The sequence below is a fragment of the Bacillus pumilus genome (assembly GCF_009937765.1).
GTDB classification, from domain to species: domain Bacteria; phylum Bacillota; class Bacilli; order Bacillales; family Bacillaceae; genus Bacillus; species Bacillus pumilus_O.
Window position 1 is genome coordinate 3,740,098 of the sequence record NZ_CP047089.1, and the last position, 23,800, is coordinate 3,763,897.

The following is a 23,800-nucleotide window of genomic DNA, read 5'->3' on the forward strand; positions in this document are numbered from 1 at the left end:
TGAAATGTACAGAAGTCCGTTGAAAGTCGCGACCTATTCTTTCATTCCAATTTAGTGATAAGAGTATCTAAATTTGTCTATAGATTGTTTTAGTGAATCGTACTCGAGATCTCCTGGCTGCAGATCGATACGGGGATTATTTTGGTGCAGGGTTAATTTTATGTACGGGAATTGTTTTGATATTCATAATATATCGCCTCCAATTAAAAAACACCTTATCTCCTAAGGTGTTCAGTACTTATTTAAAAATTCTATTTAGAATTTCATCCAAGCATTCTTGTAATAATCGTTTATAAAAGCTTAATTCATTTAGTTCAACTTTATCCTTATATGTAAAGTACCCCCATAGCCCAACAGCCAAAACAGCAACAAAAATAACAACAGTAATTTGAATACGTATATCTTCTATTACTACTAGAAGATAATCATTACTATATTTTGGTTGGTTACCTAAAACGAATGCTAGGATTACATAAAAAGCTGCAGTAGTATGGGACTGACCCCCGTTTTTGAGTCAGGAATCAAAACACCTTTATACAGCCAATTGCCGATAGTTTATCGGTGATTGGTTGTTTAGTTTCGTTTGAATACGAATGTTGTTATAATAATAAATGTATTCTTTGACAGTGCGTTCTACGATGGTGTTCTTTGAAAACTAGATAACAATAAGTAATACATTCACATTGAATGCAATGCAAAGTTCATCACACATAGTGATTCTTTCTAAAGTAAGAAATGGTTAAGTTAGAAAGGGCGCACGGTGGATGCCTTGGCACTAGGAGCCGATGAAGGACGGGACGAACACCGATATGCTTCGGGGAGCTGTAAGCAAGCTTTGATCCGGAGATTTCCGAATGGGGAAACCCACTGCTCGTAATGGAGTAGTATCCATACTTGAATACATAGAGTATGAGAAGGCATACCCGGGGAACTGAAACATCTAAGTACCCGGAGGAAGAGAAAGCAAATGCGATTCCCTGAGTAGCGGCGAGCGAAACGGGAACAGCCCAAACCAAGAGGCTTGCCTCTTGGGGTTGTAGGACACTCTATACGGAGTTACAAAGGAACGATATAAGCGAAGAGGTCTGGAAAGGCCCGCCAAAGAAGGTAACAGCCCTGTAACTGAAATGTTGTTCTCTCCAGAGTGGATCCTGAGTACGGCGGAACACGTGAAATTCCGTCGGAATCCGGGAGGACCATCTCCCAAGGCTAAATACTCCCTAGTGACCGATAGTGAACCAGTACCGTGAGGGAAAGGTGAAAAGCACCCCGGAAGGGGAGTGAAATAGATCCTGAAACCGTGTGCCTACAAGTAGTCAGAGCCCGTTAAAGGGTGATGGCGTGCCTTTTGTAGAATGAACCGGCGAGTTACGATCCCGTGCAAGGTTAAGCAGAAGATGCGGAGCCGCAGCGAAAGCGAGTCTGAATAGGGCGCATGAGTACGTGGTCGTAGACCCGAAACCAGGTGATCTACCCATGTCCAGGGTGAAGTTCAGGTAACACTGAATGGAGGCCCGAACCCACGCACGTTGAAAAGTGCGGGGATGAGGTGTGGGTAGGGGTGAAATGCCAATCGAACCTGGAGATAGCTGGTTCTCTCCGAAATAGCTTTAGGGCTAGCCTCAAGGTAAGAGTCTCGGAGGTAGAGCACTGATTGGACTAGGGGCCCCTACCGGGTTACCGAATTCAGTCAAACTCCGAATGCCGATGACTTATCCTTGGGAGTCAGACTGCGAGTGATAAGATCCGTAGTCGAAAGGGAAACAGCCCAGACCGCCAGCTAAGGTCCCAAAGTATACGTTAAGTGGAAAAGGATGTGGAGTTGCTTAGACAACCAGGATGTTGGCTTAGAAGCAGCCACCATTTAAAGAGTGCGTAATAGCTCACTGGTCGAGTGACTCTGCGCCGAAAATGTACCGGGGCTAAACGTATCACCGAAGCTGCGGACTGTTCTAACGAACAGTGGTAGGAGAGCGTTCTAAGTGCTGTGAAGTCAGACCGGAAGGACTGGTGGAGCGCTTAGAAGTGAGAATGCCGGTATGAGTAGCGAAAGACGGGTGAGAATCCCGTCCACCGAATGCCTAAGGTTTCCTGAGGAAGGCTCGTCCGCTCAGGGTTAGTCGGGACCTAAGCCGAGGCCGAAAGGCGTAGGCGATGGACAACAGGTTGATATTCCTGTACCACCTCCTCACCATTTGAGCAATGGGGGGACGCAGGAGGATAGGGTAAGCGCGGTATTGGATATCCGCGTCCAAGCAGTTAGGCTGGGAAATAGGCAAATCCGTTTCCCGTGAAGGCTGAGCTGTGATGGCGAGCGAAATTTAGTAGCGAAGTTCCTGATTCCACACTGCCAAGAAAAGCCTCTAGCGAGGTGAGAGGTGCCCGTACCGCAAACCGACACAGGTAGGCGAGGAGAGAATCCTAAGGTGATCGAGAGAACTCTCGTTAAGGAACTCGGCAAAATGACCCCGTAACTTCGGGAGAAGGGGTGCTTCTTAGGGTGTTAAAGCCCCGAGAAGCCGCAGTGAATAGGCCCAGGCGACTGTTTAGCAAAAACACAGGTCTCTGCGAAGCCGTAAGGCGAAGTATAGGGGCTGACGCCTGCCCGGTGCTGGAAGGTTAAGAGGAGCGCTTAGCGTAAGCGAAGGTGCGAATTGAAGCCCCAGTAAACGGCGGCCGTAACTATAACGGTCCTAAGGTAGCGAAATTCCTTGTCGGGTAAGTTCCGACCCGCACGAAAGGCGCAACGATCTGGGCACTGTCTCAACGAGAGACTCGGTGAAATTATAGTACCTGTGAAGATGCAGGTTACCCGCGACAGGACGGAAAGACCCCGTGGAGCTTTACTGCAGCCTGATATTGAATGTTGGTACAGCTTGTACAGGATAGGTAGGAGCCTTGGAAACCGGAGCGCTAGCTTCGGTGGAGGCATCGGTGGGATACTACCCTGGCTGTATTGACCTTCTAACCCGCTGCCCTTATCGGGCAGGGAGACAGTGTCAGGTGGGCAGTTTGACTGGGGCGGTCGCCTCCTAAAATGTAACGGAGGCGCCCAAAGGTTCCCTCAGAATGGTTGGAAATCATTCGCAGAGTGTAAAGGCACAAGGGAGCTTGACTGCGAGACCTACAAGTCGAGCAGGGACGAAAGTCGGGCTTAGTGATCCGGTGGTTCCGCATGGAAGGGCCATCGCTCAACGGATAAAAGCTACCCCGGGGATAACAGGCTTATCTCCCCCAAGAGTCCACATCGACGGGGAGGTTTGGCACCTCGATGTCGGCTCATCGCATCCTGGGGCTGTAGTCGGTCCCAAGGGTTGGGCTGTTCGCCCATTAAAGCGGTACGCGAGCTGGGTTCAGAACGTCGTGAGACAGTTCGGTCCCTATCCGTCGCGGGCGCAGGAAATTTGAGAGGAGCTGTCCTTAGTACGAGAGGACCGGGATGGACGCACCGCTGGTGTACCAGTTGTTCTGCCAAGGGCATCGCTGGGTAGCTATGTGCGGACGGGATAAGTGCTGAAAGCATCTAAGCATGAAGCCCCCCTCAAGATGAGATTTCCCATTCCGCAAGGAAGTAAGATCCCTGAAAGATGATCAGGTTGATAGGTCTGAGGTGGAAGCGTGGTGACACGTGGAGCTGACAGATACTAATAGATCGAGGACTTAACCTATATTCTATTGTGAAGTTTGAACATTGTTATCTAGTTTTGAGAGAACATTACAGAAGGGAGCTTGCTCCCGGATGTTAGCGGCGGACGGGTGAGTAACACGTGGGTAACCTGCCTGTAAGACTGGGATAACTCCGGGAAACCGGAGCTAATACCGGATAGTTCCTTGAACCGCATGGTTCAAGGATGAAAGACGGTTTCGGCTGTCACTTACAGATGGACCCGCGGCGCATTAGCTAGTTGGTGGGGTAATGGCTCACCAAGGCGACGATGCGTAGCCGACCTGAGAGGGTGATCGGCCACACTGGGACTGAGACACGGCCCAGACTCCTACGGGAGGCAGCAGTAGGGAATCTTCCGCAATGGACGAAAGTCTGACGGAGCAACGCCGCGTGAGTGATGAAGGTTTTCGGATCGTAAAGCTCTGTTGTTAGGGAAGAACAAGTGCGAGAGTAACTGCTCGCACCTTGACGGTACCTAACCAGAAAGCCACGGCTAACTACGTGCCAGCAGCCGCGGTAATACGTAGGTGGCAAGCGTTGTCCGGAATTATTGGGCGTAAAGGGCTCGCAGGCGGTTTCTTAAGTCTGATGTGAAAGCCCCCGGCTCAACCGGGGAGGGTCATTGGAAACTGGGAAACTTGAGTGCAGAAGAGGAGAGTGGAATTCCACGTGTAGCGGTGAAATGCGTAGAGATGTGGAGGAACACCAGTGGCGAAGGCGACTCTCTGGTCTGTAACTGACGCTGAGGAGCGAAAGCGTGGGGAGCGAACAGGATTAGATACCCTGGTAGTCCACGCCGTAAACGATGAGTGCTAAGTGTTAGGGGGTTTCCGCCCCTTAGTGCTGCAGCTAACGCATTAAGCACTCCGCCTGGGGAGTACGGTCGCAAGACTGAAACTCAAAGGAATTGACGGGGGCCCGCACAAGCGGTGGAGCATGTGGTTTAATTCGAAGCAACGCGAAGAACCTTACCAGGTCTTGACATCCTCTGACAACCCTAGAGATAGGGCTTTCCCTTCGGGGACAGAGTGACAGGTGGTGCATGGTTGTCGTCAGCTCGTGTCGTGAGATGTTGGGTTAAGTCCCGCAACGAGCGCAACCCTTGATCTTAGTTGCCAGCATTTAGTTGGGCACTCTAAGGTGACTGCCGGTGACAAACCGGAGGAAGGTGGGGATGACGTCAAATCATCATGCCCCTTATGACCTGGGCTACACACGTGCTACAATGGACAGAACAAAGGGCTGCGAGACCGCAAGGTTTAGCCAATCCCATAAATCTGTTCTCAGTTCGGATCGCAGTCTGCAACTCGACTGCGTGAAGCTGGAATCGCTAGTAATCGCGGATCAGCATGCCGCGGTGAATACGTTCCCGGGCCTTGTACACACCGCCCGTCACACCACGAGAGTTTGTAACACCCGAAGTCGGTGAGGTAACCTTTATGGAGCCAGCCGCCGAAGGTGGGACAGATGATTGGGGTGAAGTCGTAACAAGGTAGCCGTATCGGAAGGTGCGGCTGGATCACCTCCTTTCTAAGGATATATGGAGCAGCGTTTACTCCTTTTTCTCTCAACTTATAGGCTAGTTGATTCGCTCTCTCGTTTAACTCTTGATAAGTTAATTCATTTTCTTCAAATACAACAGCTTTTGTTTCAGGAGATTTCTTAACTTGTTCTTCAAATTGTGTATAAAGTGTTTTCGTTTTAACATAGTCTTTCTTTGTATCATTAAATTGTAGTAATAATTGTTGGCGATCTTTCTCCGAGACTAACTCAATGTCCCTTAAACATTTATCTGGCTGTTCTACAATGTCTTGAAGGATAGACACATAGTGGTCGATCATCCGACCAATGGTTTCTTCCTTGAATAAATGAGTACTATATTCCAAAATAAGATGAATTGTTTCACCTTCCAATATAGTCCAACTCATATCCATTTTTGAATTTGACCATTCTATTGGTTTTTCTTTAATTGTTAAATCAGATAACGCCAATTTTTCCTGCCCTATATTTTGCAAAATAAACATCGTATCGAAAAGTGGATTACGACTAAGATCCCTTTCTATCTCTAGTTTTTCAACGAGTTCCTCGAATAAATAATCGGCATTTTCATATACTGAGACGCTTCGCTCTTTTACACTTTGTAAGAACTCTCGAAACGTCAATCCACCTGTGGGATAATTTCTAAAAACTATTGTATTTGCGAACATTCCTATGACATTTTCTAATTCCGGATTTGATCGTCCTACAATAGGCGAACCTATTAGAATATCCTCTTGCCCTGAGTATTTATATAACAATGCATTATAAGCAGCCAGTAAGGTAATAAACAAGGTCACACCTTGGTTTGACGAAAATTCAACCAACTTCTGAGCCAATGTTGGATCAAACTCATACGAATATAACTTCCCATCAAACTTTTGATTAGCTGGACGTGGAAAATCCGTTGGTAAATGTAACACTGGTAATTCTCCTGCGAGCTCCTTCATCCAATATTCTTCCTGCTTATGATAAAACTCTGTTTTTTTGAGTTTTTCTTGCCAACTTGTGTAGTCTTTATATTGAATTTCTATAGCCTCTAATGGTATCTGGTGATATAGATTTCTTAGTTCCCTCATAAATATACCCATCGATACACCATCTGAAATGATATGATGCATGTCTATTAACAATAAGTATTTATTTTCTGTTAAATGTACCAGGCCAAAACGACATAAAGGAGCTACATCTAATTCAAAAGCCCTTATAAATGATTGAATAGCTTTTTCTACATCTGTGTTACTGTCCGCATAAAAATACTGAAGTTGACAAATCAGATTCTCATCAATTTTTTGAACAAGTTCATCATCCACCATATGGAATGAAGTCCGCAAGGATTCATGACGACTCACAATGGTTTGTAGAGCGCCTTCCAAGCGTTTAATATCTAAAGCACCTTCGATGCTTAATACCATTGGCATATTATAAGTCATTTTCGTTTCATCTATATGATGTATAGAGTGTAATCGTTTTTGAACAGATGATGCTGGATAATACTTCTGATGTTCTACACGGCAGCAACCGGAGCAACCGGAGCCACGGGTGTCACGGGAGCAACAGGAACAGGAGCGACCGGAGCGACCGGAGCGACCGGAGCAACCGGAGCCACGGGAGCAACCGGAGCCACGGGAGCAACCGGAGCCACGGGTGCAACCGGAGCCACAGGAGCGACCGGAGCCACAGGAGCCACGGGAGCAACAGGAACAGGCGCCACAGGAGCGACCGGGGCAACTGGAGGGACCGGAGCCACGGGTCCAACGGGAGTGACAGGCGCAACCGGTCCAACGGGTGCCACTGGAACGTTATCAACAGCCTCGGCTTCTACTAGTAATGGTACTACTCAAACCGTAGCTAGTAATGGAAACTTTTCATTAGTTGGGAACCAATTTTTAGATAATGTAACTTTTACTGCTCCAGATACATTTACCGTACAACAAAGTGGTAACTATTATATATCTGCACAAGTTAGTGCGGTTGCTACTCAAGCAGGCCCAATTAGTATAGGTGTTTCAACAAATGGAGTTTTGGGTGGTGGTAGTGGTACTTCAAGTGGTATTGTCAACGGAACTTCAACAGGTGAACAAGTATCAGCTATAGGTTTTTCTGGCGTAGTCCCTGCAGGAACGGTGTTCAGATTAGTCAATATAAGCGGGCAGCCAATTACAGTTAGTACTTTAAGGCTTACCCTTTTCAAAATCAATAATTAATTTCTGATCTTCAGTTGAAATGTAAGGGTCAGGATTGTAGTAATAGAAGTGTGTTTAATTAGTCACTAAAGTTCTTTATTGAGGTCTTTTAAGGGGATTGCTGTAGCAGAAGAGTGTATACTATCACCGACTGATCGAAACACGACTATGATCGATAGAAATGCAATATCTCAAAATTTATAGGTAAATTTAAAACAGACCAAACATGGTCTGTCAGCTTGTAGAGAAACTCATGTTTTCTACAGGCTTTTTTATTTTCATCGTAATTATGATGGATGAGATTTAATGAAAAAGGCCTCCCACACACCTAGCCTAGCTTCGCTAGGTGTGTGGCAATCTTTTTCATGTTCTGGCACGCACATTTTGTTTCCCCCTTAACCGGCAGTAGCGAAGCCCATGCAGTTGTTTTGAATCTGCAAAGCTTCGCTCTATTTTTTCTTTTCTTTTTTTATATAGCTCTTTTCCAGAGACAGTTAGACGATTCTGTCTGATCTTTTCTTTATGTTCTTCCCATATGTGTCTTGAGATGACTCTTTGATGATTTTTCGACCTTGTGCATCTTTCAAGGAAAGGACACGATGCACATTTTTTAGGATTGGCTCGCTTTAAAAGCGACTTGTCTATCTTACCATATGAAACTGGTGCCGGCAAGAGGACTTGAACCCCCAACCTACTGATTACAAGTCAGTTGCTCTACCAGTTGAGCTACACCGGCTTTATCTATCCTAACATTATGTAAGAATAAATATGGTGGAGGATGACGGGCTCGAACCGCCGACCCTCTGCTTGTAAGGCAGATGCTCTCCCAGCTGAGCTAATCCTCCATATTGTGTTGTCATTTCGAATGTCTCTCGATCCGACAAATAGTATTATATAACGATAAGATATTGTTTGTAAAGACTTTTTTAAAATAATTTTTGAATTTATTTTAATGTTGTTTTTTTCATCTTTTCGTTAAGGCACCTAAAGAAGTTTACCACTTGTTTCATCATTTTAAAAGTCTTTTTTGCATTTTTTATGTTTTTTTGTTAAAAAGCGCTCTAATAAAGCTTTGTTGGTGTGAAATGACCCTATTCATGTTTTTTATACGCGTGTTTTATTCAATATATCTTCTCATACAAATCATCTAAAAAAGGGATTCTTTTGTTATTTTATTTTTCTGAGAAATCATTTTTATGTAAAAACATACGTAAATGATGCTGTTAGTTACGATCTTCATATTAAAGTGTTACTCGGGTACAAGTTAGTTGTTGATTCTTTCTTGTTCTTGCTTAGAGCGGGCGTAAAAATTAACTGGAGTGCTCTATGCTCTTTGGCGATACTCGGTTATCTAGTGTACCTCTAAACAGTCCTCTTTATCTGACTGACAAAGAAAATTTTATTGGCTGCTTTCTATGTCTTCATCCTAAACGCAATTGAATGATCCACCCAAACAACAACTGCGTTGTTCATTTAAAGCACATGTAAGTGAGACGAACGGAAGGATTAGCTGATCAATGAGTCTTACTACATCATCACTTCTCATTTTACACAGCCATTAATATAGAAATGATTTTTTCAAAAACACAAAAAAGACCAGTTCCAAATGGAACTGATCTTTATACAAGCTTGGCGGCGTCCTACTCTCACAGGGGGAGACCCCCAACTACCATCGGCGCTGAAGAGCTTAACTTCCGTGTTCGGTATGGGAACGGGTGTGACCTCTTCGCTATCGCCACCAAACCTGGAACTGACCCCCGTTTTTGAGACAGGGATCAAAACACCTTTATAAAACAGCCAGTTGCCGAAACTCTTTTGGTGACTGGTTGTTTAATTTCAATTGAATTCGGATATTGTTATAATAATCAATATACTCCCTGACTGTTTTTTCTACAATGGCTGTTGTAGTGTTTGTCAGGTGGTGGAGATAGAATCCTTCTGTTTTTAAACTGGAGTGGAAGGATTCGATGGGGGCATTATCAGCGGGCATTCCCTTTCGGGACATGCTCATGGTAATGCTTTTTTCCTTTATCTCCTTTTGATAAGCATAAGAAGTGTAGACCGAACCTTGATCACTATGAAGTACGCAGCCTTTAGGTAATGTCTGTAACTGCTTCAATGTATCTAAAACAAGAGAAACATCCTGTTTATCACCAATCGTATAAGCCACAATCTCACTAGTATACAAATCTTTTATGCTGGATAGATAAAGTGTTTTTTGACCAAATGGCAAATATGTTATATCTGTCACCAGTTTTTCAAGTGGCTTTGTCGCAGTAAAATCCTGTTTTAAGTGATTTTCTGCAATATAGTAAGGTTGACCAGTCTGTTTACGCTTTTTTATTTTCACACGACACTGTAAACCGTAGGTTTGCATAATGCGTTGTACTGTCTTATGATTTATTCTCCTTTCTTTTCGCAGTAGGGCCGTTATTTTTCGATAACCGTACGTATATTGGTGTGACTCACAAAGTGACGATATGAGGTCAATTAACACTTGCTGTTTTGGCTGGAGATCTTGTTTTTTCCAACGATAAAATGTTGATCTTGCGAGCTCAAACATCTGACAGAATGCACTTACACTTACTGTGTCTTTTACCGCATCATAAATCGACACGAATGCTTCTTTTTTCACTTCCTTTCCCATTCTATATACTTTTTTAATAGGTCAATTTGTTGTTTTAAATAAAGATTTTCTGTTTTCAACTTCTCGTTCTCATTTTGATATTCTGGTCCTTTCCCATAGGTATACTGCTTTCCAACCGGTTGATGAAATCGTGGCTCGCTTTAAAAGCGACTTGTCTATCTTACCATATGAAACTGGTGCCGGCAAGAGGACTTGAACCCCCAACCTACTGATTACAAGTCAGTTGCTCTACCAGTTGAGCTACACCGGCTTTATCTACCCTAACATTATGTAAGAATAAATATGGTGGAGGATGACGGGCTCGAACCGCCGACCCTCTGCTTGTAAGGCAGATGCTCTCCCAGCTGAGCTAATCCTCCACTATGTAGGAATCTCTCGATCCGACAAAGATTATTATATACAGGTTTTCATCATTTGTAAAGGCTATATTAAAAAAATTTTATTTCAATTTTCATCCCGTATTTCTTTTAGCAAATGACCGTTATTTCCTCTAATCAATCAGCGTCATCTAACGTTCATCACTTAAACGCCTCCATTCTATATTCTCTTTAAAAATGGGCAATTCCTTCATAAATATTAGCATCTCACATTAGATACCCATTATGTCTGAATTAGAATTAATTATCTACTAATATCAATACAGAGCTTTTCTATCATCTATTCATCTAACTCTTTACTGGTTATTTCATAGTTAACTGGAATACACGATCTCATTTTTAAAGACTTTCATCTGCTTATAAATACGCTAGAGTGGAGTGTTGAAACGTTCATCAAACAAGTGCAATCAGTAGCATATTTTCTCAAGAAGCACAAAAAAGATCAGTTCCAAATGGAACTGATCCTTATACAAGCTTGGCGGCGTCCTACTCTCACAGGGGGAGACCCCCAACTACCATCGGCGCTGAAGAGCTTAACTTCCGTGTTCGGTATGGGAACGGGTGTGACCTTGGCACCCGTAGATCCAGTTGAACCAGTGATACCTGTTGCACCAGTAGGTCCGGTAACACCAGTGATTCCTGTGCTGCCAGTAGATCCGGTAGTACCAGTGATACCTGTGACGCCCGTAGGTCCGGTTGAACCTGTGATACCTGTGACGCCCGTAGGTCCAGTAGCACCAGTAATTCCTGTGGCACCCGTAGATCCGGTTGAACCTGTGATACCCGTTGCACCCGTAGTTCCAGTTGCACCAGTGATTCCTGTGGCTCCAGTAGGTCCGGTAGCTCCTGTGATACCTGTGGCTCCAGTCGGACCGGTAGCACCAGTGATTCCCGTGGCTCCAGTCGGTCCGGTTGAACCTGTGATACCCGTTGCACCCGTAGATCCAGTTGCACCAGTGATACCTGTTGCACCAGTAGTTCCGGTTGCACCAGTGATACCTGTTGCACCAGTCGGTCCGGTTGAACCTGTGATACCTGTGGCCCCAGTAGGTCCGGTTGAACCAGTGATACCTGTGATACCTGTGGCTCCAGTCGGACCGGTAGCACCAGTGATTCCTGTTGCACCAGTAGGTCCAGTTGGTCCAGTGCTACCCGTGGCACCAGTGATACCTGTGGCCCCAGTAGGTCCGGTTGAACCAGTGATACCTGTGCTGCCAGTAGATCCGGTAGTACCAGTGATTCCTGTGACGCCCGTAGGACCAGTAGCACCAGTGATACCTGTGACGCCAGTAGGTCCGGTAGCACCAGTGATTCCTGTTGCACCAGTAGGTCCGGTTGAACCTGTGATACCTGTGGCCCCAGTAGGTCGGATGAAAACGTCTATGGGCAATGACACCAAAAATATGTCGATCAGATAAACCTTTACAAATTGGTGTTGTCAAATAACCTGAATCAAGCGCAACAGCTTCTACTTGAAAACCAAATCGTGCGATTTGGTGATCTAACCGATCAAGATATGGAACAGAATCATGGACATTTCCAGGCGTGACATGAGCATCGGTGATGATATTATACTTCATATCTGTTGTCCGGTGGTCTAGGTAGAAAAAGCCTTCAGGCTTGTTTTCGCGATATAGATAGCCGCTTTCAGGATCAGTCATACTTTGACGAATGTCTTTTTCTGTTTTCACCTCCTCTTTTACCTTTAAGAGCTTTTTTCCATGTGCCACCCGATCTTCTTGGACTGCTTCTTCTAAATCATTGATATAGTTCTGGGTATCTTGTTCAATCGTTTTTCTCGTATATTTATGTTTATTAGCATTGGCTTTAAGATGAGTTGAATCAGTAAAAAGAACGCGACCTCCTACCATATCATGATTGATAGCTTGAAGCACAATCTCATCGAAAATGTCTTGAAAAATCGTTGTATTTTTAAATCGAGTACGACGATTCCAACTAATAGTGGAGTGATGGGGAACGGGATCATTGATGTTCAAACCTAAAAACCATCTATACGCCATGTTATAGTAAATTTCTTTTTCGAGTTGTCTTTCAGAACGGATACCGTAAAGGTATCCGATAAACATCATTTTGAACAAAATAAGCGGATCAAGGTGGAGCCTAGCGGGATCGAACCGCTGACCTCCTGCGTGCAAGGCAGGCGCTCTCCCAGCTGAGCTAAGGCCCCATAAAAGATGGTCGGGAAGACAGGATTCGAACCTGCGACCCCTTGGTCCCAAACCAAGTGCTCTACCAAGCTGAGCTACTTCCCGATCTTAATGGCGCGCCCGAGAGGAGTCGAACCCCTAACCTTTTGATCCGTAGTCAAACGCTCTATCCAATTGAGCTACGGGCGCTTATTTATAATGCCGAGGGCCGGACTTGAACCGGCACGGTAGTCACCTACCGCAGGATTTTAAGTCCTGTGTGTCTGCCAATTCCACCACCCCGGCGTGGATGGTATAAGCGGAAGACGGGATTCGAACCCGCGACCCCCACCTTGGCAAGGTGGTGTTCTACCACTGAACTACTTCCGCATTACAGGATTTCTTTATTTTATTTGGCAATGCGGGTGAAGGGACTTGAACCCCCACGTCATAAAGACACTAGATCCTAAGTCTAGCGCGTCTGCCAATTCCGCCACACCCGCATGAAACATGGTGAGCCATGAAGGACTCGAACCTTCGACCCTCTGATTAAAAGTCAGATGCTCTACCAACTGAGCTAATGGCTCGCTTTAAAAGCGACTTGTCTATCTTACCATATGAAACTGGTGCCGGCAAGAGGACTTGAACCCCCAACCTACTGATTACAAGTCAGTTGCTCTACCAGTTGAGCTACACCGGCTTTATCTAGTTATGGTGGAACATAAAAGTGTAAGCAATTTTTGTTTAATGGGTGAGACTTTTGGTATTTCATCAGGCAGCCGTGTGTTACAATTTGCCTCTTTTAGTTTTGATGCCGCAGTAGGTGAAATCTTCCCTACTCTTTTAAGTGGAGCGACCCTTTATTTAGGTAAAAAAGAATTGTTTCTTTCGGGGGATAAGTTTACAAAGTGGTTAAAGGATCAAGCCATTACTACTGCCTTTTTCCCACCTTCCGTATTGAGGGTCACACCGTATGAAGAATTACCAGATTTAAAGACAATTATTACAATGGGAGAAGCATGTACATCAGATATAGTCAAAGTATGGGGAAAAGAGCGTACGTTAATCAATGGTTACGGCCCAACAGAAGCGACAATCGGAAGTACAGCGGGCGTATGTACTCCTGACATGGAGAAACCTACGATTGGAAAAGTATTTCCAAACAAAAAGGTTTATATTTTGAATCAAGATGATCAAGTTCAACCGATAGGCATACCTGGTGAACTGTGTATTGGAGGAGAAGGGTTAGCGCGTGGCTATTGGAACTTACCAGAACTAACGAAAGAAAAATTCGTAAGAAACCCTTTCATTCCAGGAGAAAAAATGTATAGAACAGGTGACCTAGCTCGCTGGCTTCCAGATGGTTCAATAGACTATGTAGGAAGAATAGATGACCAGATTAATATTTTTGGGACCAAGGGGTCGCAGGTTCGAATCCTGTCTTCCCGACCATCTTTTATGGGGCCTTAGCTCAGCTGGGAGAGCGCCTGCCTTGCACGCAGGAGGTCAGCGGTTCGATCCCGCTAGGCTCCACTTTTAAAAGATTATTTTGATCATGGCGGTGTAGCTCAGCTGGCTAGAGCGTACGGTTCATACCCGTGAGGTCGGGGGTTCGATCCCCTCCGCCGCTATAAAGGACCTTTAGCTCAGTTGGTTAGAGCAGACGGCTCATAACCGTCCGGTCGTAGGTTCGAGTCCTACAAGGTCCACCATCTATACGGAGGAATACCCAAGTCCGGCTGAAGGGATCGGTCTTGAAAACCGACAGGGGTGTCAAAGCCCGCGGGGGTTCGAATCCCTCTTCCTCCGCCATATTTTTTAAAAACTTAAATTGATATCATCGCGGGGTGGAGCAGTTCGGTAGCTCGTCGGGCTCATAACCCGAAGGTCGCAGGTTCAAATCCTGCCCCCGCAACCAAATTATTTTATACAGCCAAAATGGTCCGGTAGTTCAGTTGGTTAGAATGCCTGCCTGTCACGCAGGAGGTCGCGGGTTCGAGTCCCGTCCGGACCGCCATTTTTAAAAAGAATACATGGCTCTGTAGCTCAGTTGGTAGAGCCTCCAACGGGCACGCCAGGAACATCACCAGATTACACGTTGATAGCGGGTGCAGGTGCAACAGGAGCCACAGGTACTAGTGGAGCGACTGGTTCAAGCGGCCCAACAGGTCCAACAGGAGCGACCGGAGTAGGCTTAACAGGAATTGTACCATTCGATCCAATAGCAGCACCAGGTTATCCAGTAGGTCAAGTTGTGACGTCCAATGGAAGTACGTATATCGTGAATACGGCGCCTCCAACGGGCACGCCAGGAACATCACCAGATTACACGTTGATAGCGGGTGCAGGTGCAACAGGAGCCACAGGAACAGGAGCAACGGGTGCAACCGGAGCCACGGGTGCAACCGGAGCCACGGGAGCGACAGGCGCCACAGGCGCCACAGGAACAGGAGCAACCGGAGCCACGGGTGCAACCGGAGCCACGGGAGCGACAGGCGCCACAGGCGCCACAGGAACAGGAGCAACCGGAGCCACGGGTGCAACCGGAGCCACGGGAGCGACAGGCGCCACAGGCGCCACAGGAACAGGAGGGAGCCACGGGTGCAACCGGAGCCACGGGAGCGACAGGCGCCACAGGCGCCATCTAAGTTTGTTCAAAGGAAGTCAAAGATTGGTGGAGATATTGTAAAAAAACCAATATTTTCAAGTTGCATCCAAACTACAAAAGTTAAGAAGGAAAGTTGAAGTGTGGGAGGTAGAGGTGGGCTACAAGAGCCAATCAGGTGACGATTTGTGGCCTACAGTTGTGGTTTTAAAATTTTTTTTTTTGGCGGAAGGGGTTGGCTTTGCGCTAATCATCTGGGCGATAGCCACCTTTGATCCGGCGATGCAGTGGCCAGGTTATCTGGCACTGGTGCCGGTGGTGGGTGCCATGTTGGTGTTGGCGGCCAATCGCCAGCGCTCCTGGTTAACGGCCAACCCGCTTGCCCGCCAGCTGGGCGCCAGCTCCTATTCGATTTATCTGTGGCACTGGCCGTTGGTGGTATTGCTGACTTATGCCGGTGAGCAGGCTAACCCCCAATGGATGGTGGCGGGTGGTGAGGTAACCTTTATGGAGCCAGCCGCCGAAGGTGGGACAGATGATTGGGGTGAAGTCGTAACAAGGTAGCCGTATCGGAAGGTGCGGCTGGATCACCTCCTTTCTAAGGATATATGGAGCAGCGTACGTTTTCGTCTTGTTTAGTTTTGAAGGAACTTGCAAAAGATCCTACAACATCATATCTTCGATATGAAAGATGGGCCTGTAGCTCAGCTGGTTAGAGCGCACGCCTGATAAGCGTGAGGTCGGTGGTTCGAGTCCACTCAGGCCCACCATCTTCTATTAAATCGGGGCCTTAGCTCAGCTGGGAGAGCGCCTGCCTTGCACGCAGGAGGTCAGCGGTTCGATCCCGCTAGGCTCCACCAACGTGTTCTTTGAAAACTAGATAACAATAAGTAATACATTCACATTGAATGCAATGCAAAGTTCATCACACATAGTGATTCTTTCTAAAGTAAGAAATGGTTAAGTTAGAAAGGGCGCACGGTGGATGCCTCAGTTGGCTGACACTCCGCCTTCGCGAGCAAGCCCGCTCCCACATTTGGATCGTATTTACAGGTCGAAACCGCTATTTAGTGCCACTGACCTGCTGGTACAGCGCATCCGCATTCGCAGTGGTCACGGGCACCCACGGCAGGATGTAGCTCTTGGCGGTGCCGTCGCCCCATTGCACGTCCTTGGCATAGCGCTCCCAAATCACGGAGCGCGGCTTGTAGTCTTGCCGGCCAGGGCGCGCAGGGCTACGTCGAGGGCGCCTTGGGATTGCGCCTGGGCGTCTTGCAAGAAGGTGGTGATTTCGTTTCTCTTCGCAGCCTGGATGGCATCCGGCATGCCGTCGATGGACGTCACCGGTACTTCGGTGGGCGTCAGTCCGCGGGACTTCACCGCTTGCAGGGCGCCGAGGGCCATGTCGTCGTTTTGCGCGATGATCCCGGAGATGCCGCCATTGGGGTGGGCATTGAGCCAGTCTCCCCAGGGAATCGCAATCGGCACGGGTGGCGCAGTAGGCGTCCAGCCGCAGTTCGATATGGTCCCAACTGATTGGCATTTCATCCACGGCGGTATTGAACGCGTGTCCGGAAGCCATCAGCGGCAGGACGCTGCCACGGATCACGCCATTGTCGGTGAACAGGCTGACGCGGCTGCCTTCGGCAAAACGGCTGGACCAGCAACCGACGGGGGCCAGGGTCAGGCGGCCATTGTCCTTGACCGCCCGCACGGCGGCGCCGATGGTGTCCAGGTGCGCGGAAACGGCGCGGTCCGGGCTGTTTTGCTGGCCCTTGAGGGTGGCGCGGATCGTGCCGCGCCGGGTCATTTCAAAGGGGATGCCGAGTTCTTCCAGGCGCTCGGCGACATAACGCACGATGGTGTCGGTAAACCCGGTGGGGCTGGGGATGGCGAGCATTTCCAGCGGATTATTAGGTTTAATTGGACATTTCATCAAATTATACAAACCCGATGAGGATGCTAAATATTTCGAGTATGGTAGTTTAGGTTTATTTATGGTTGGTGTGGTTATTTATTTGACTAATTTAAGAACCGGTGTCAATTCATGTCTTGTTGGACAATGGGGTGATGTTGATTACCAAACCGGGATCAATGTCATGGCTGCTTCTCAAGTGATGATCATTTTTGTTCTTTTGGGTGTGTTATTATTACAAGGTGGATTGTATTATGCTCAATGGTACGATAACAAATTGAAAGAAGAATTCTATCGTCAAGAGGCCAAAGAAGCTGCTCTTGCTGCAGAATCACAAGCTCAACAAGAACACGATATTGCAACCAAGGGGAAGAAAGATAAGGCTCAACCACAAGGGGAAGTGATTGAAGAAGTAACAGGTGCTACTGTCTTCTCGGCCGGTGGCGTGAAGTCACGGCGCACGGCGGCAGTGTCGGTATCCACCAGTTTCTCGTCCGGCAGTACCAGCATGTCGCGCACGGTCTGGGTGGCCAGCGGTTGCTCCAGGGTGGCTTTCCAGACGTTCTCGCGATGCTCGGAGAAACGCGCCTTGGCCGCACCGATCAGCGACAGCGTACCGTTGAGGCCCAGGTGGTTGGCGAAGTTGGAGTCGGTGGTGTACACGTCACCCCAACGCATCGGCGGGCCCTGGCGCAGGGTGCCGCGTGCGGCGACCACGGCGATCAGCAGGCAGACCACGAACACCGCAATGCGGCTGTACCACGGGGCAACCTGGCGAGTGCCGACGGTGCCACCGCTGAACGGGCCACGCGGGCGCGTCGCGCGGTCGGCGCCCTTGAAGGCGATGCTCAGGATAAGTGGCGTAGGCATTTGCCAGTAACGCGGGTAGGTGCGGCCGGGGCAGAAGCGGACGAAGGGGATCAGCGCTTCCTGTTGTCCCAGGGCGTTCAGTTAGTAGCGGCGGCGCGGGGGAAAGGTTTGAGCGTGTTGCATGGTGTTTCTCCTGCTGTGACACAAGATAAACAACCTGCCGGGTGAGGCTGAGGTGAGGCAGGCGCGTGGCAGGATTGGCGTACCGGTCCGAAGTCTTGCCGGCGAGCGCATAGCGCTCTCCCACCATGCGCCTGCCAAAACGGCCTTGCCATGGATAAAGCAGCCAACGCAGCATGCTGCGTTGGCTTGTCGACTTCGGAAACGGGACGCCAATCCCGTGTGCCGCTTGTTTGGGCGGCAACGGGGGGATTGTTGCCGAGGGGGCGGGCGGGGTCAAGGTAGGGTGGTTGGTGTGGCTCCTAAACCCCTTGGACTGAAGCGTTCGCGCAGCGTCCATGGCAATCGAGGCATCGGTCCCCGCACCCAGGTTATCCGAGCCAACATCACTGATCACCACATTGGCGCCCAATTTCGCCAACTCTTGGGCATAAATAAAACCCAACCCTCGGCCAGCGCCCGTTACAACCGCTGTTTTACCTGTAAAGTTCATTGGTTCTTCCTCTTGATTATCACCTCACCTTAACAATGAATATCTGGCTTGTTTAATACTAACGACGGCGCAAATTGATACTTACCCTATATCAAGTTAACGTTTAACTCTTGTGAAGCATTAAAGAATATTCACCTGTCTCCCCCCATCCATGAACTTCCCCATGGCATTTAGGCCTGCTGAATGGGCTTGTAAAATCCAGATCCAAAATATCAAATAACGGTATTTAACACTCAATATAAACACACTATGAATCGAACGTCCCTGTGCCATCTCTAGTTGAGTTCCAAAGTCGGCGACCAACGCTTTTAAATAGGTTTGCTCAAGTTCTGACGAAAGTGCTCCGTCTGGTACCGCATGCGAGTTAAAGTCACAATATGGACATTTACGCACGCACCAAGGCATATGGATATATAAAGATAAAGGGATAGAAGCAGGATTTAATACAGCCAAGGAGCAAGCCCAATTTACACAATATTTCTATTTTAACATGACTGCATCAATGGGCTTATGAAAACATACCTTAATTGCTTTAGACTAAATTTAAACATTATTAAATACTGATAAAAATGATGAAATTCTCTAGCCAACTTTTTCTGTTTTTGCCCTTAGCTATGGGAATTGGTGTTGCCATGGCTTTTCAGACAGCAATTAATGCTCAACTGTCCTTGACGCCGGCGGCCTTGAGCAATTCCTTGGCTTTTTCCGGGTTGTAGGCGGCGTCCTTGATGGTGTCGTCGTAGGACCACTGGGTCGGTGGCATGGCGTTGACCGCCAGTTGGCCCGCGCCCTGGTACACGGCATTGAGGATGCTCTGCTTGTTCACCGCCATGTCCAGCGCCTGGCGCACTTCGAGCTGGTCGAAGGGTTTATGCCGCACGTTATAGGCGATGTAACCGAGGTTGAAGCCGGGCTTGGTCAGCAGTTGCAGGTTCGGGTCGGCCTTGAGGGCGTCGACATCGGCGGGGCGTGGATGCAGAGTGACCTGGCATTCATTGGCCTTGAGCTTCTGTACCCGCACCGAAGCGTCGGTGTTGATGGCGAAAATCAGTTGGTCGAGCTTGACCTTGCTTGGGTCCCAATACTGATCTTGAGCCCGGTGGACGCGAGCGTGCATTACACGCCGCTGTTGATTGCCTACTTTGCCTACATCGACCTGGCGCGGGTCAAGCCCGGGCAGTTTGCCTTGGTTACGGATGCCAGCCATTGTGCCGGGCCTTCGTTTGTGCAATTGGGCAAGGCCCTGGGGGTGCGGGTGATCGCTGCCACCAAGTCACCGGAGGAGCGCGAATATCTGCTGTCCCTGGGCGCCGAAAAAGTCATCGTCACCGAAGAGCAGGACTTGCTGATGCAGATCAACAAGTTCACCGATAACCGCGGTGTAGATGTGGTATTCGACGGCCTTGGCGGCCCGCAGATGTCGCTGTTGGGTGATGTCCTCGCGCCACGGGGCAGCCTGGTGCTGTATGGCCTGCAAGGCGGCAATCAGACACCTTTCCCGGCCTGCGCGGTTGATCCCGGCCTTGCTGGCCGCCGAAATGACCGCCCGTACCGGGCGTAACCCGAGCCAGGCTTATGCCGACCTGACCGAGGCACTGGGCAAGCCGTTCGCTACCCGTGTCGAGGCCAAGGCCGATGCGCGGCAGAAGGCGTTGCTGAGCAAGCTGGCGCCGGAGCAGGTGAAGTCGACCGAACTGGCCGGTGAGCCGATCGTGCAGATCCTCAGCCACGCCCCAGGTAATGGCCAGGCGATTGGCGGGCTTAAGGTGATGACGGCCAATGGCTGGTTCGCCGCGCGCCCGTCGGGTACTGAAGACATCTACAAGATCTACGCTGAAAGCTTCATCGACGAGGCGCATTTGCAGCGTCTGGTGCAGGAAGCACAAGTGCTGGTCGATGAAGCAATTGCCTGACCGGTAACAAACTGGCACCCGTAGATCCAGTTGAACCAGTGATACCTGTTGCACCAGTAGGTCCGGTAACACCAGTGATTCCTGTGCTGCCAGTAGATCCGGTAGTACCAGTGATACCTGTGACGCCCGTAGGTCCGGTAGCACCAGTGATACCTGTGGCCCCAGTAGTTCCGGTTGAACCTGTGATACCTGTGACGCCCGTAGGTCCAGTAGCACCAGTAATTCCTGTGGCACCCGTAGATCCGGTTGAACCTGTGATACCCGTTGCACCCGTAGATCCAGTTGCACCAGTGATTCCTGTGGCTCCAGTAGGTCCGGTAGCACCAGTGATTCCTGTAGAACCAGTCGGACCAGTTGGTCCAGTGCTACCCGTGGCACCCGTAGATCCAGTTGAACCAGTGATACCTGTTGCACCAGTAGGTCCGGCGCCTGTTGCACCTGTGGCGCCGGTTACTCCGGTCGCTCCTGCAGCTGCCAATAACGTATAATCTGGTGACGTATCTGGTGTACCTGTTGGTGGTGCTGTATTCACAACATAAGTTCCACCTTCATATGTCACCACTTGACCTACTGGATACGTTGGAGCTACCGCTGGATCAAACACTATGACTCCGTCTAAACCTACTCCGGTTGCTCCTGTGACTCCGGTCGCACCTGTATCGCCTGTTGCACCTGTGGCGCCGGTTACTCCGGTCGCTCCTGCAGCTGCCAATAACGTATAATCTGGTGACGTATCTGGTGTACCTGTTGGTGGTGCTGTATTCACAACATAAGTTCCACCTTCATATGTCACCACTTGACCTACTGGATACGTTGGAGCTACCGCTGGATCAAACACTGCGATGTTGAGATTCTCTTCCTTTGCTATCCGGTCAAGCTCTTGTAGCCTGGACTGCCACATATAGCCTGCTGCGCAGCCCAGCGCCCCACCGAGGGCAACCCCCGCGACAGCCCCTTTTTTCCCGTTGATGGCGTAGCCCGCAGCTCCTCCTGCAATCATGCCAGCCCCACAAAGCACCGGCATGCCGTAATCCTTGCCGATATCATTGACCGTGGATTTGAAATTCTGCATCTGCTGAGAGCTGCAACCCACGGCGGCAATCAATACACAGCTGAGAGGTGCAAGACGAAACGATTTATCCATAGCGATTCCTTGCCATTTATATTTAATAGCGAGATTCAGACATACCAGTGAGGCCAGAGAAAAGCGTCTTCGGGTGGAGTGAAATATCGACAATTGCTGATATAAGAGTTCCATGTCTTTATGAAAATGCCCCCACATAATCTCACCACTTTTGTCGTAGGCAGCAAGCACAATTTCTTCTTTATTTTTGAATCTACGATAAATAGCTCCTTTAGATAGTTCAGTAGCTGTCATTATATCCTGAATGGATGTGTAAGTTATCCCATTAGTATTAAATAAATATAAAGATGTTTCAATGATCTTTTCTTTTACCTTATCGACTTTAGTCATGCTTTGTGGTCCTCCTAATAAAAAGAACTTAATATTTAGGGCGATTTTCACTATAATTTTTTTGAATTTTTATTGTAAGTATAAATAAGTTTGAAGCAAAATTATCATATCAATCCCTATCTTATAGGAACCTAAAACAATACAGTTTGAGATTCATTAAATTATATATTCTTTATCATATGAAAGAATTTCTTTAAAGCGTTTCAAAGGTAAAACAGTTATTATTTCCGGTGGAGGCAATTCTGCTGTTGATTGGGCAAATGAATTAGAACCAATTGCGAAAAAAGTGTATGTAACCTATAGAAAAGAAGAATTATCTGGTCATGAAGCACAAGTAAAACAACTTATGAACAGCTCAGCGGAGTGTTTCTTTAATACATCGATTACAAAATTAATTGCTGGTGATAACCATGAAGCGATCGAATATGTAGAATTAACAAATCATGAAACAGGTGAGGTTTCTCATTTACCTATTGATGAAGTTATTATTAATCATGGATATGAACGCGACATTACATTATTAGAAAATAGTGAGTTAGACGTTGCAATTATAGATAATTATTATATTGCAGGTAATGCAAATAGTGAGTCTTCAGTATTTTACTCAAATTCTTTTGCTCAATAAATTGATGAATTTTATTAACTTGCTCATCTCTACCTGCAATTTTTTCTAAAAAAGCTTGATCTTTGAAATTAGGAAGATATGTCTCATTCATCTTCAATTTTTCAATAAAATCTAATAAATCAACAAATAATCAAGGACTCTTTATCAACTGTACAGATTCAAAATCCTCTCTAGGGCCAATAGTTATTATTGGATTTCCCAATGCAATTAATTCAAATATTTTCCCTGGCATTACGCCTTTTGCATCTGGTTCAGCAGATTCTAAAAATAAATTAAAATTACTTGCTTTCAAAACACCTAACATTTCATTACGTGGTAATGGAGAGTGAAATGAACAATATTTTTCAGCATTATTTGCCTTAACAATTTCTTCCAAATCCCTTGACTGGGCTCCGGAAGCTCGTCGCAAGCGGCAAGCGAAGCTGAAACAATGAGGCTTTGGCGATGCAATACAATCTCACCAGGATCGACCCGGATGCTCCTAACGATCAGTACCCCATCGGCGAACGGGAAACCGTCTCCGATCCGTTAGAAGACCAAGTCCACAAAAACATCTACATGGGCAAGCTGGAAGACGTGCTGAGTGGCGCGGTCAACTGGGGGCGCAAGAATTCCCTGTGGCCGTACAACTTCGGCCTTTCGTGCTGCTACGTGGAAATGACCACCGCCTTCACGGCGCCCCATGACATCGCGCGCTTTGGCGCCGAAGTTATCCGGGCATCGCCGCGCCAGGCGGATTTCATGGTTATCGCCGGCACCTGCTTTATCAAGATGGCGCCAGCACGTCCATCGCGGCCACGGTCTTTTCGTCGTCGTTCAAGCGCATGTAGAAGGCCTTGATCGCTTCCGGGTAGTTCATGACGACCACGGGACGGCCGATATGTTTCTCGGCCAGGTAGCGTTCGTGCTCGGTCTGCAGGTCGATGCCCCAGGTCACCGGATAATCGAACTTCTGCCCGGACTTCTTGAGGATCTCGACAGCTTCGGTGTAATCGATGCGCTCGAACGGCTTGGCGATGAAGGCCTCCAGGCGGCTGACAGCCTCCGGCAGCACGCGTTCGGCGAAGAACGCCATGTCGTCGGCACGCTCGTCCAGCACGGCCTTGAAGATCGCCTTGAGGAAGGCCTCGGCGCAATCGGCATTGGCGGCCAGGTCGGCGAAGGCGATTTCCTATTAGTGTGATTTCTGATGAAAAATACGATACCTTTAAAGTACAACATAAAA

At 47.9% G+C, this 23,800-nt stretch carries 13 protein-coding genes, 20 tRNA genes, 4 rRNA genes and 8 pseudogenes; 19 read left to right on the top strand and 26 right to left on the bottom strand.

Features of this window, described 5'->3' with window-relative positions; all coding sequences use genetic code 11:
- Positions 1 to 532: 532 nt before the first annotated feature.
- Positions 533 to 640: pseudogene (locus GPS65_RS19920) on the bottom strand (IS3 family transposase); the annotation flags it as partial.
- Positions 641 to 737: 97 nt separating this feature from the next.
- Here GPS65_RS19920 and GPS65_RS18865 point away from each other — a divergent pair.
- Positions 738 to 3,668, top strand: a 23S ribosomal RNA gene (locus GPS65_RS18865).
- Between the two features lie 12 nt (positions 3,669 to 3,680).
- Positions 3,681 to 5,197: ribosomal RNA gene (locus GPS65_RS18870) — 16S ribosomal RNA — on the top strand.
- Between the two features lie 29 nt (positions 5,198 to 5,226).
- On the opposite strand, the pseudogene GPS65_RS19925 reads toward GPS65_RS18870, so the two are convergent.
- Positions 5,227 to 6,693, bottom strand: a pseudogene (locus GPS65_RS19925) (condensation domain-containing protein); the annotation flags it as partial.
- Positions 6,694 to 6,705: 12 nt separating this feature from the next.
- On the opposite strand from GPS65_RS19925, the gene GPS65_RS18880 reads away from it, so the two are divergent.
- Entirely contained in the window at positions 6,706 to 7,410 is a 705-nt protein-coding gene (locus tag GPS65_RS18880; protein ID WP_161985473.1) for a collagen-like protein, read from the top strand.
- A gap of 307 nt (positions 7,411 to 7,717) precedes the next feature.
- Here GPS65_RS18880 and GPS65_RS18885 read toward each other — a convergent pair.
- The 8 genes and pseudogenes from GPS65_RS18885 to rrf (GPS65_RS18920) form a co-directional block, all read right to left on the bottom strand.
- A pseudogene (locus GPS65_RS18885) lies at positions 7,718 to 8,013 on the bottom strand (transposase); the annotation flags it as partial.
- 36 nt (positions 8,014 to 8,049) lie between these two features.
- A tRNA-Thr gene (locus GPS65_RS18890) sits at positions 8,050 to 8,125 on the bottom strand.
- Positions 8,126 to 8,158: 33 nt separating this feature from the next.
- Positions 8,159 to 8,234: transfer RNA gene (locus tag GPS65_RS18895), tRNA-Val, on the bottom strand.
- A gap of 782 nt (positions 8,235 to 9,016) precedes the next feature.
- A 5S ribosomal RNA gene (rrf, locus tag GPS65_RS18900) occupies positions 9,017 to 9,132 on the bottom strand.
- Between the two features lie 43 nt (positions 9,133 to 9,175).
- Positions 9,176 to 10,167: pseudogene (locus tag GPS65_RS18905) on the bottom strand (IS3 family transposase); the annotation flags it as partial.
- A gap of 43 nt (positions 10,168 to 10,210) precedes the next feature.
- Positions 10,211 to 10,286: transfer RNA gene (locus tag GPS65_RS18910), tRNA-Thr, on the bottom strand.
- A gap of 33 nt (positions 10,287 to 10,319) precedes the next feature.
- A tRNA-Val gene (locus GPS65_RS18915) sits at positions 10,320 to 10,395 on the bottom strand.
- 491 nt (positions 10,396 to 10,886) lie between these two features.
- Positions 10,887 to 10,997 (bottom strand): 5S ribosomal RNA (rrf, locus tag GPS65_RS18920).
- On the opposite strand from rrf (GPS65_RS18920), the gene GPS65_RS19545 reads away from it, so the two are divergent.
- Positions 10,983 to 11,831, top strand: coding sequence for a hypothetical protein (locus GPS65_RS19545; protein WP_238389116.1), 849 nt, complete (start codon positions 10,983 to 10,985; stop codon positions 11,829 to 11,831). The genes rrf (GPS65_RS18920) and GPS65_RS19545 overlap by 15 nt on opposite strands.
- A 537-nt stretch (positions 11,832 to 12,368) precedes the next feature.
- Here the strand turns inward: GPS65_RS19545 and GPS65_RS19930 are convergent.
- From GPS65_RS19930 to GPS65_RS18970, 9 genes and pseudogenes are all read right to left on the bottom strand, one after another.
- Positions 12,369 to 12,569, bottom strand: a pseudogene (locus tag GPS65_RS19930) (transposase); the annotation flags it as partial.
- Positions 12,529 to 12,601: transfer RNA gene (locus GPS65_RS18935), tRNA-Ala, on the bottom strand. The gene GPS65_RS18935 and the pseudogene GPS65_RS19930, both read right to left, overlap by 41 nt.
- Positions 12,602 to 12,609: 8 nt before the next feature.
- A tRNA-Pro gene (locus tag GPS65_RS18940) sits at positions 12,610 to 12,686 on the bottom strand.
- A 7-nt stretch (positions 12,687 to 12,693) separates the two neighbouring features.
- Positions 12,694 to 12,770 (bottom strand) — tRNA-Arg (locus GPS65_RS18945).
- Between the two features lie 10 nt (positions 12,771 to 12,780).
- Positions 12,781 to 12,866 (bottom strand) — tRNA-Leu (locus GPS65_RS18950).
- A gap of 12 nt (positions 12,867 to 12,878) precedes the next feature.
- Positions 12,879 to 12,950, bottom strand: a tRNA-Gly gene (locus GPS65_RS18955).
- Positions 12,951 to 12,980: 30 nt separating this feature from the next.
- Positions 12,981 to 13,063 (bottom strand) — tRNA-Leu (locus GPS65_RS18960).
- An 8-nt stretch (positions 13,064 to 13,071) separates the two neighbouring features.
- Positions 13,072 to 13,147, bottom strand: a tRNA-Lys gene (locus GPS65_RS18965).
- A gap of 37 nt (positions 13,148 to 13,184) precedes the next feature.
- Positions 13,185 to 13,260 (bottom strand) — tRNA-Thr (locus GPS65_RS18970).
- Positions 13,261 to 13,271: 11 nt separating this feature from the next.
- Between GPS65_RS18970 and GPS65_RS18975 the strand changes: the two are divergent.
- From GPS65_RS18975 to GPS65_RS19025, 11 genes and pseudogenes are all read left to right on the top strand, one after another.
- Positions 13,272 to 13,973: pseudogene (locus tag GPS65_RS18975) on the top strand (AMP-binding protein); the annotation flags it as partial.
- A gap of 47 nt (positions 13,974 to 14,020) precedes the next feature.
- Positions 14,021 to 14,093 (top strand) — tRNA-Ala (locus GPS65_RS18980).
- A gap of 24 nt (positions 14,094 to 14,117) precedes the next feature.
- A tRNA-Met gene (locus tag GPS65_RS18985) sits at positions 14,118 to 14,191 on the top strand.
- Positions 14,192 to 14,195: 4 nt separating this feature from the next.
- Positions 14,196 to 14,272: transfer RNA gene (locus GPS65_RS18990), tRNA-Ile, on the top strand.
- A gap of 7 nt (positions 14,273 to 14,279) precedes the next feature.
- Positions 14,280 to 14,372, top strand: a tRNA-Ser gene (locus GPS65_RS18995).
- 29 nt (positions 14,373 to 14,401) lie between these two features.
- Positions 14,402 to 14,478 (top strand) — tRNA-Met (locus GPS65_RS19000).
- Between the two features lie 22 nt (positions 14,479 to 14,500).
- A tRNA-Asp gene (locus tag GPS65_RS19005) sits at positions 14,501 to 14,577 on the top strand.
- A 33-nt stretch (positions 14,578 to 14,610) separates the two neighbouring features.
- The gene (locus tag GPS65_RS19010) at positions 14,611 to 15,249 is read left to right on the top strand and encodes a hypothetical protein (protein WP_338014788.1); all 639 of its coding nucleotides are present in this window, start codon (positions 14,611 to 14,613) and stop codon (positions 15,247 to 15,249) included.
- Between the two features lie 72 nt (positions 15,250 to 15,321).
- Positions 15,322 to 15,729, top strand: coding sequence for an acyltransferase family protein (locus tag GPS65_RS19015; protein WP_202914153.1), 408 nt, complete (start codon positions 15,322 to 15,324; stop codon positions 15,727 to 15,729).
- A gap of 129 nt (positions 15,730 to 15,858) precedes the next feature.
- A tRNA-Ile gene (locus GPS65_RS19020) sits at positions 15,859 to 15,935 on the top strand.
- A gap of 14 nt (positions 15,936 to 15,949) precedes the next feature.
- Positions 15,950 to 16,025 (top strand) — tRNA-Ala (locus GPS65_RS19025).
- Positions 16,026 to 16,228: 203 nt separating this feature from the next.
- On the opposite strand, the gene GPS65_RS19985 is transcribed toward GPS65_RS19025, so the two are convergent.
- Positions 16,229 to 17,101, bottom strand: coding sequence for a zinc-binding metallopeptidase family protein (locus GPS65_RS19985; RefSeq protein ID WP_202914154.1), 873 nt, complete (start codon positions 17,099 to 17,101; stop codon positions 16,229 to 16,231).
- On the opposite strand from GPS65_RS19985, the gene GPS65_RS19360 reads away from it, so the two are divergent.
- A complete protein-coding gene (locus GPS65_RS19360; RefSeq protein WP_202914155.1) occupies positions 17,055 to 17,960 on the top strand; it encodes a hypothetical protein in 906 nt (301 codons plus the stop codon). The genes GPS65_RS19985 and GPS65_RS19360 overlap by 47 nt on opposite strands.
- 477 nt (positions 17,961 to 18,437) lie before the next feature.
- Here GPS65_RS19360 and GPS65_RS19990 read toward each other — a convergent pair.
- The 3 genes and pseudogenes from GPS65_RS19990 to GPS65_RS19050 form a co-directional block, all read right to left on the bottom strand.
- A pseudogene (locus tag GPS65_RS19990) lies at positions 18,438 to 18,563 on the bottom strand (SDR family NAD(P)-dependent oxidoreductase); the annotation flags it as partial.
- A gap of 120 nt (positions 18,564 to 18,683) precedes the next feature.
- Positions 18,684 to 19,016, bottom strand: coding sequence for a hypothetical protein (locus tag GPS65_RS19365; RefSeq protein WP_202914156.1), 333 nt, complete (start codon positions 19,014 to 19,016; stop codon positions 18,684 to 18,686).
- A 205-nt stretch (positions 19,017 to 19,221) separates the two neighbouring features.
- Positions 19,222 to 19,680, bottom strand: a complete 459-nt coding sequence (locus tag GPS65_RS19050; RefSeq protein ID WP_202914157.1) for an ABC transporter substrate-binding protein — start codon at positions 19,678 to 19,680, stop codon at positions 19,222 to 19,224.
- Between GPS65_RS19050 and GPS65_RS19055 the strand changes: the two genes are divergently transcribed.
- Positions 19,675 to 20,124, top strand: a complete 450-nt coding sequence (locus GPS65_RS19055) for a zinc-binding dehydrogenase (RefSeq protein ID WP_202914158.1) — start codon at positions 19,675 to 19,677, stop codon at positions 20,122 to 20,124. The two genes, GPS65_RS19050 and GPS65_RS19055, sit on opposite strands and share 6 nt — an antisense overlap.
- Complete coding sequence (locus tag GPS65_RS19060) at positions 20,087 to 20,476, top strand: phosphohexomutase domain-containing protein (RefSeq protein WP_202914159.1); 390 nt, start codon at positions 20,087 to 20,089, stop codon at positions 20,474 to 20,476. The genes GPS65_RS19055 and GPS65_RS19060 overlap by 38 nt, the downstream gene beginning before the upstream one ends.
- Here GPS65_RS19060 and GPS65_RS19945 read toward each other — a convergent pair.
- Positions 20,406 to 21,950 (bottom strand): TetR family transcriptional regulator, encoded by a 1,545-nt coding sequence (locus GPS65_RS19945; RefSeq protein ID WP_161985477.1) that lies wholly within the window; start codon positions 21,948 to 21,950, stop codon positions 20,406 to 20,408. The two genes, GPS65_RS19060 and GPS65_RS19945, sit on opposite strands and share 71 nt — an antisense overlap.
- A 178-nt stretch (positions 21,951 to 22,128) precedes the next feature.
- Here GPS65_RS19945 and GPS65_RS19070 point away from each other — a divergent pair.
- Positions 22,129 to 22,548 (top strand): annotated as a pseudogene (locus tag GPS65_RS19070) (NAD(P)/FAD-dependent oxidoreductase); the annotation flags it as partial.
- Positions 22,549 to 22,705: 157 nt separating this feature from the next.
- Here the strand turns inward: GPS65_RS19070 and GPS65_RS19075 are convergent.
- Complete coding sequence (locus GPS65_RS19075) at positions 22,706 to 22,951, bottom strand: glycosyltransferase family 4 protein (protein WP_161985478.1); 246 nt, start codon at positions 22,949 to 22,951, stop codon at positions 22,706 to 22,708.
- Between the two features lie 390 nt (positions 22,952 to 23,341).
- Positions 23,342 to 23,743 (bottom strand): amino acid--tRNA ligase-related protein, encoded by a 402-nt coding sequence (locus tag GPS65_RS19085; protein WP_202914171.1) that lies wholly within the window; start codon positions 23,741 to 23,743, stop codon positions 23,342 to 23,344.
- Between the last annotated feature and the right edge of the window lie 57 nt (positions 23,744 to 23,800).

What these genes read in the sequence shown, in the direction of transcription:
- GPS65_RS19360 (WP_202914155.1), top strand. Translation starts at nt 17,055, where the DNA reads ATGGCGAGCATTTCCAGCGGATTATTAGGTTTAATTGGACATTTCATC.
- GPS65_RS18880 (WP_161985473.1), top strand. Translation starts at nt 6,706, where the DNA reads ATGTTCTACACGGCAGCAACCGGAGCAACCGGAGCCACGGGTGTCACG.
- GPS65_RS19050 (WP_202914157.1), bottom strand. Translation starts at nt 19,680, where the DNA reads ATGCACGCTCGCGTCCACCGGGCTCAAGATCAGTATTGGGACCCAAGC.
- GPS65_RS19945 (WP_161985477.1), bottom strand. Translation starts at nt 21,950, where the DNA reads ATGACTAAAGTCGATAAGGTAAAAGAAAAGATCATTGAAACATCTTTA.
- GPS65_RS19985 (WP_202914154.1), bottom strand. Translation starts at nt 17,101, where the DNA reads ATGAAATGTCCAATTAAACCTAATAATCCGCTGGAAATGCTCGCCATC.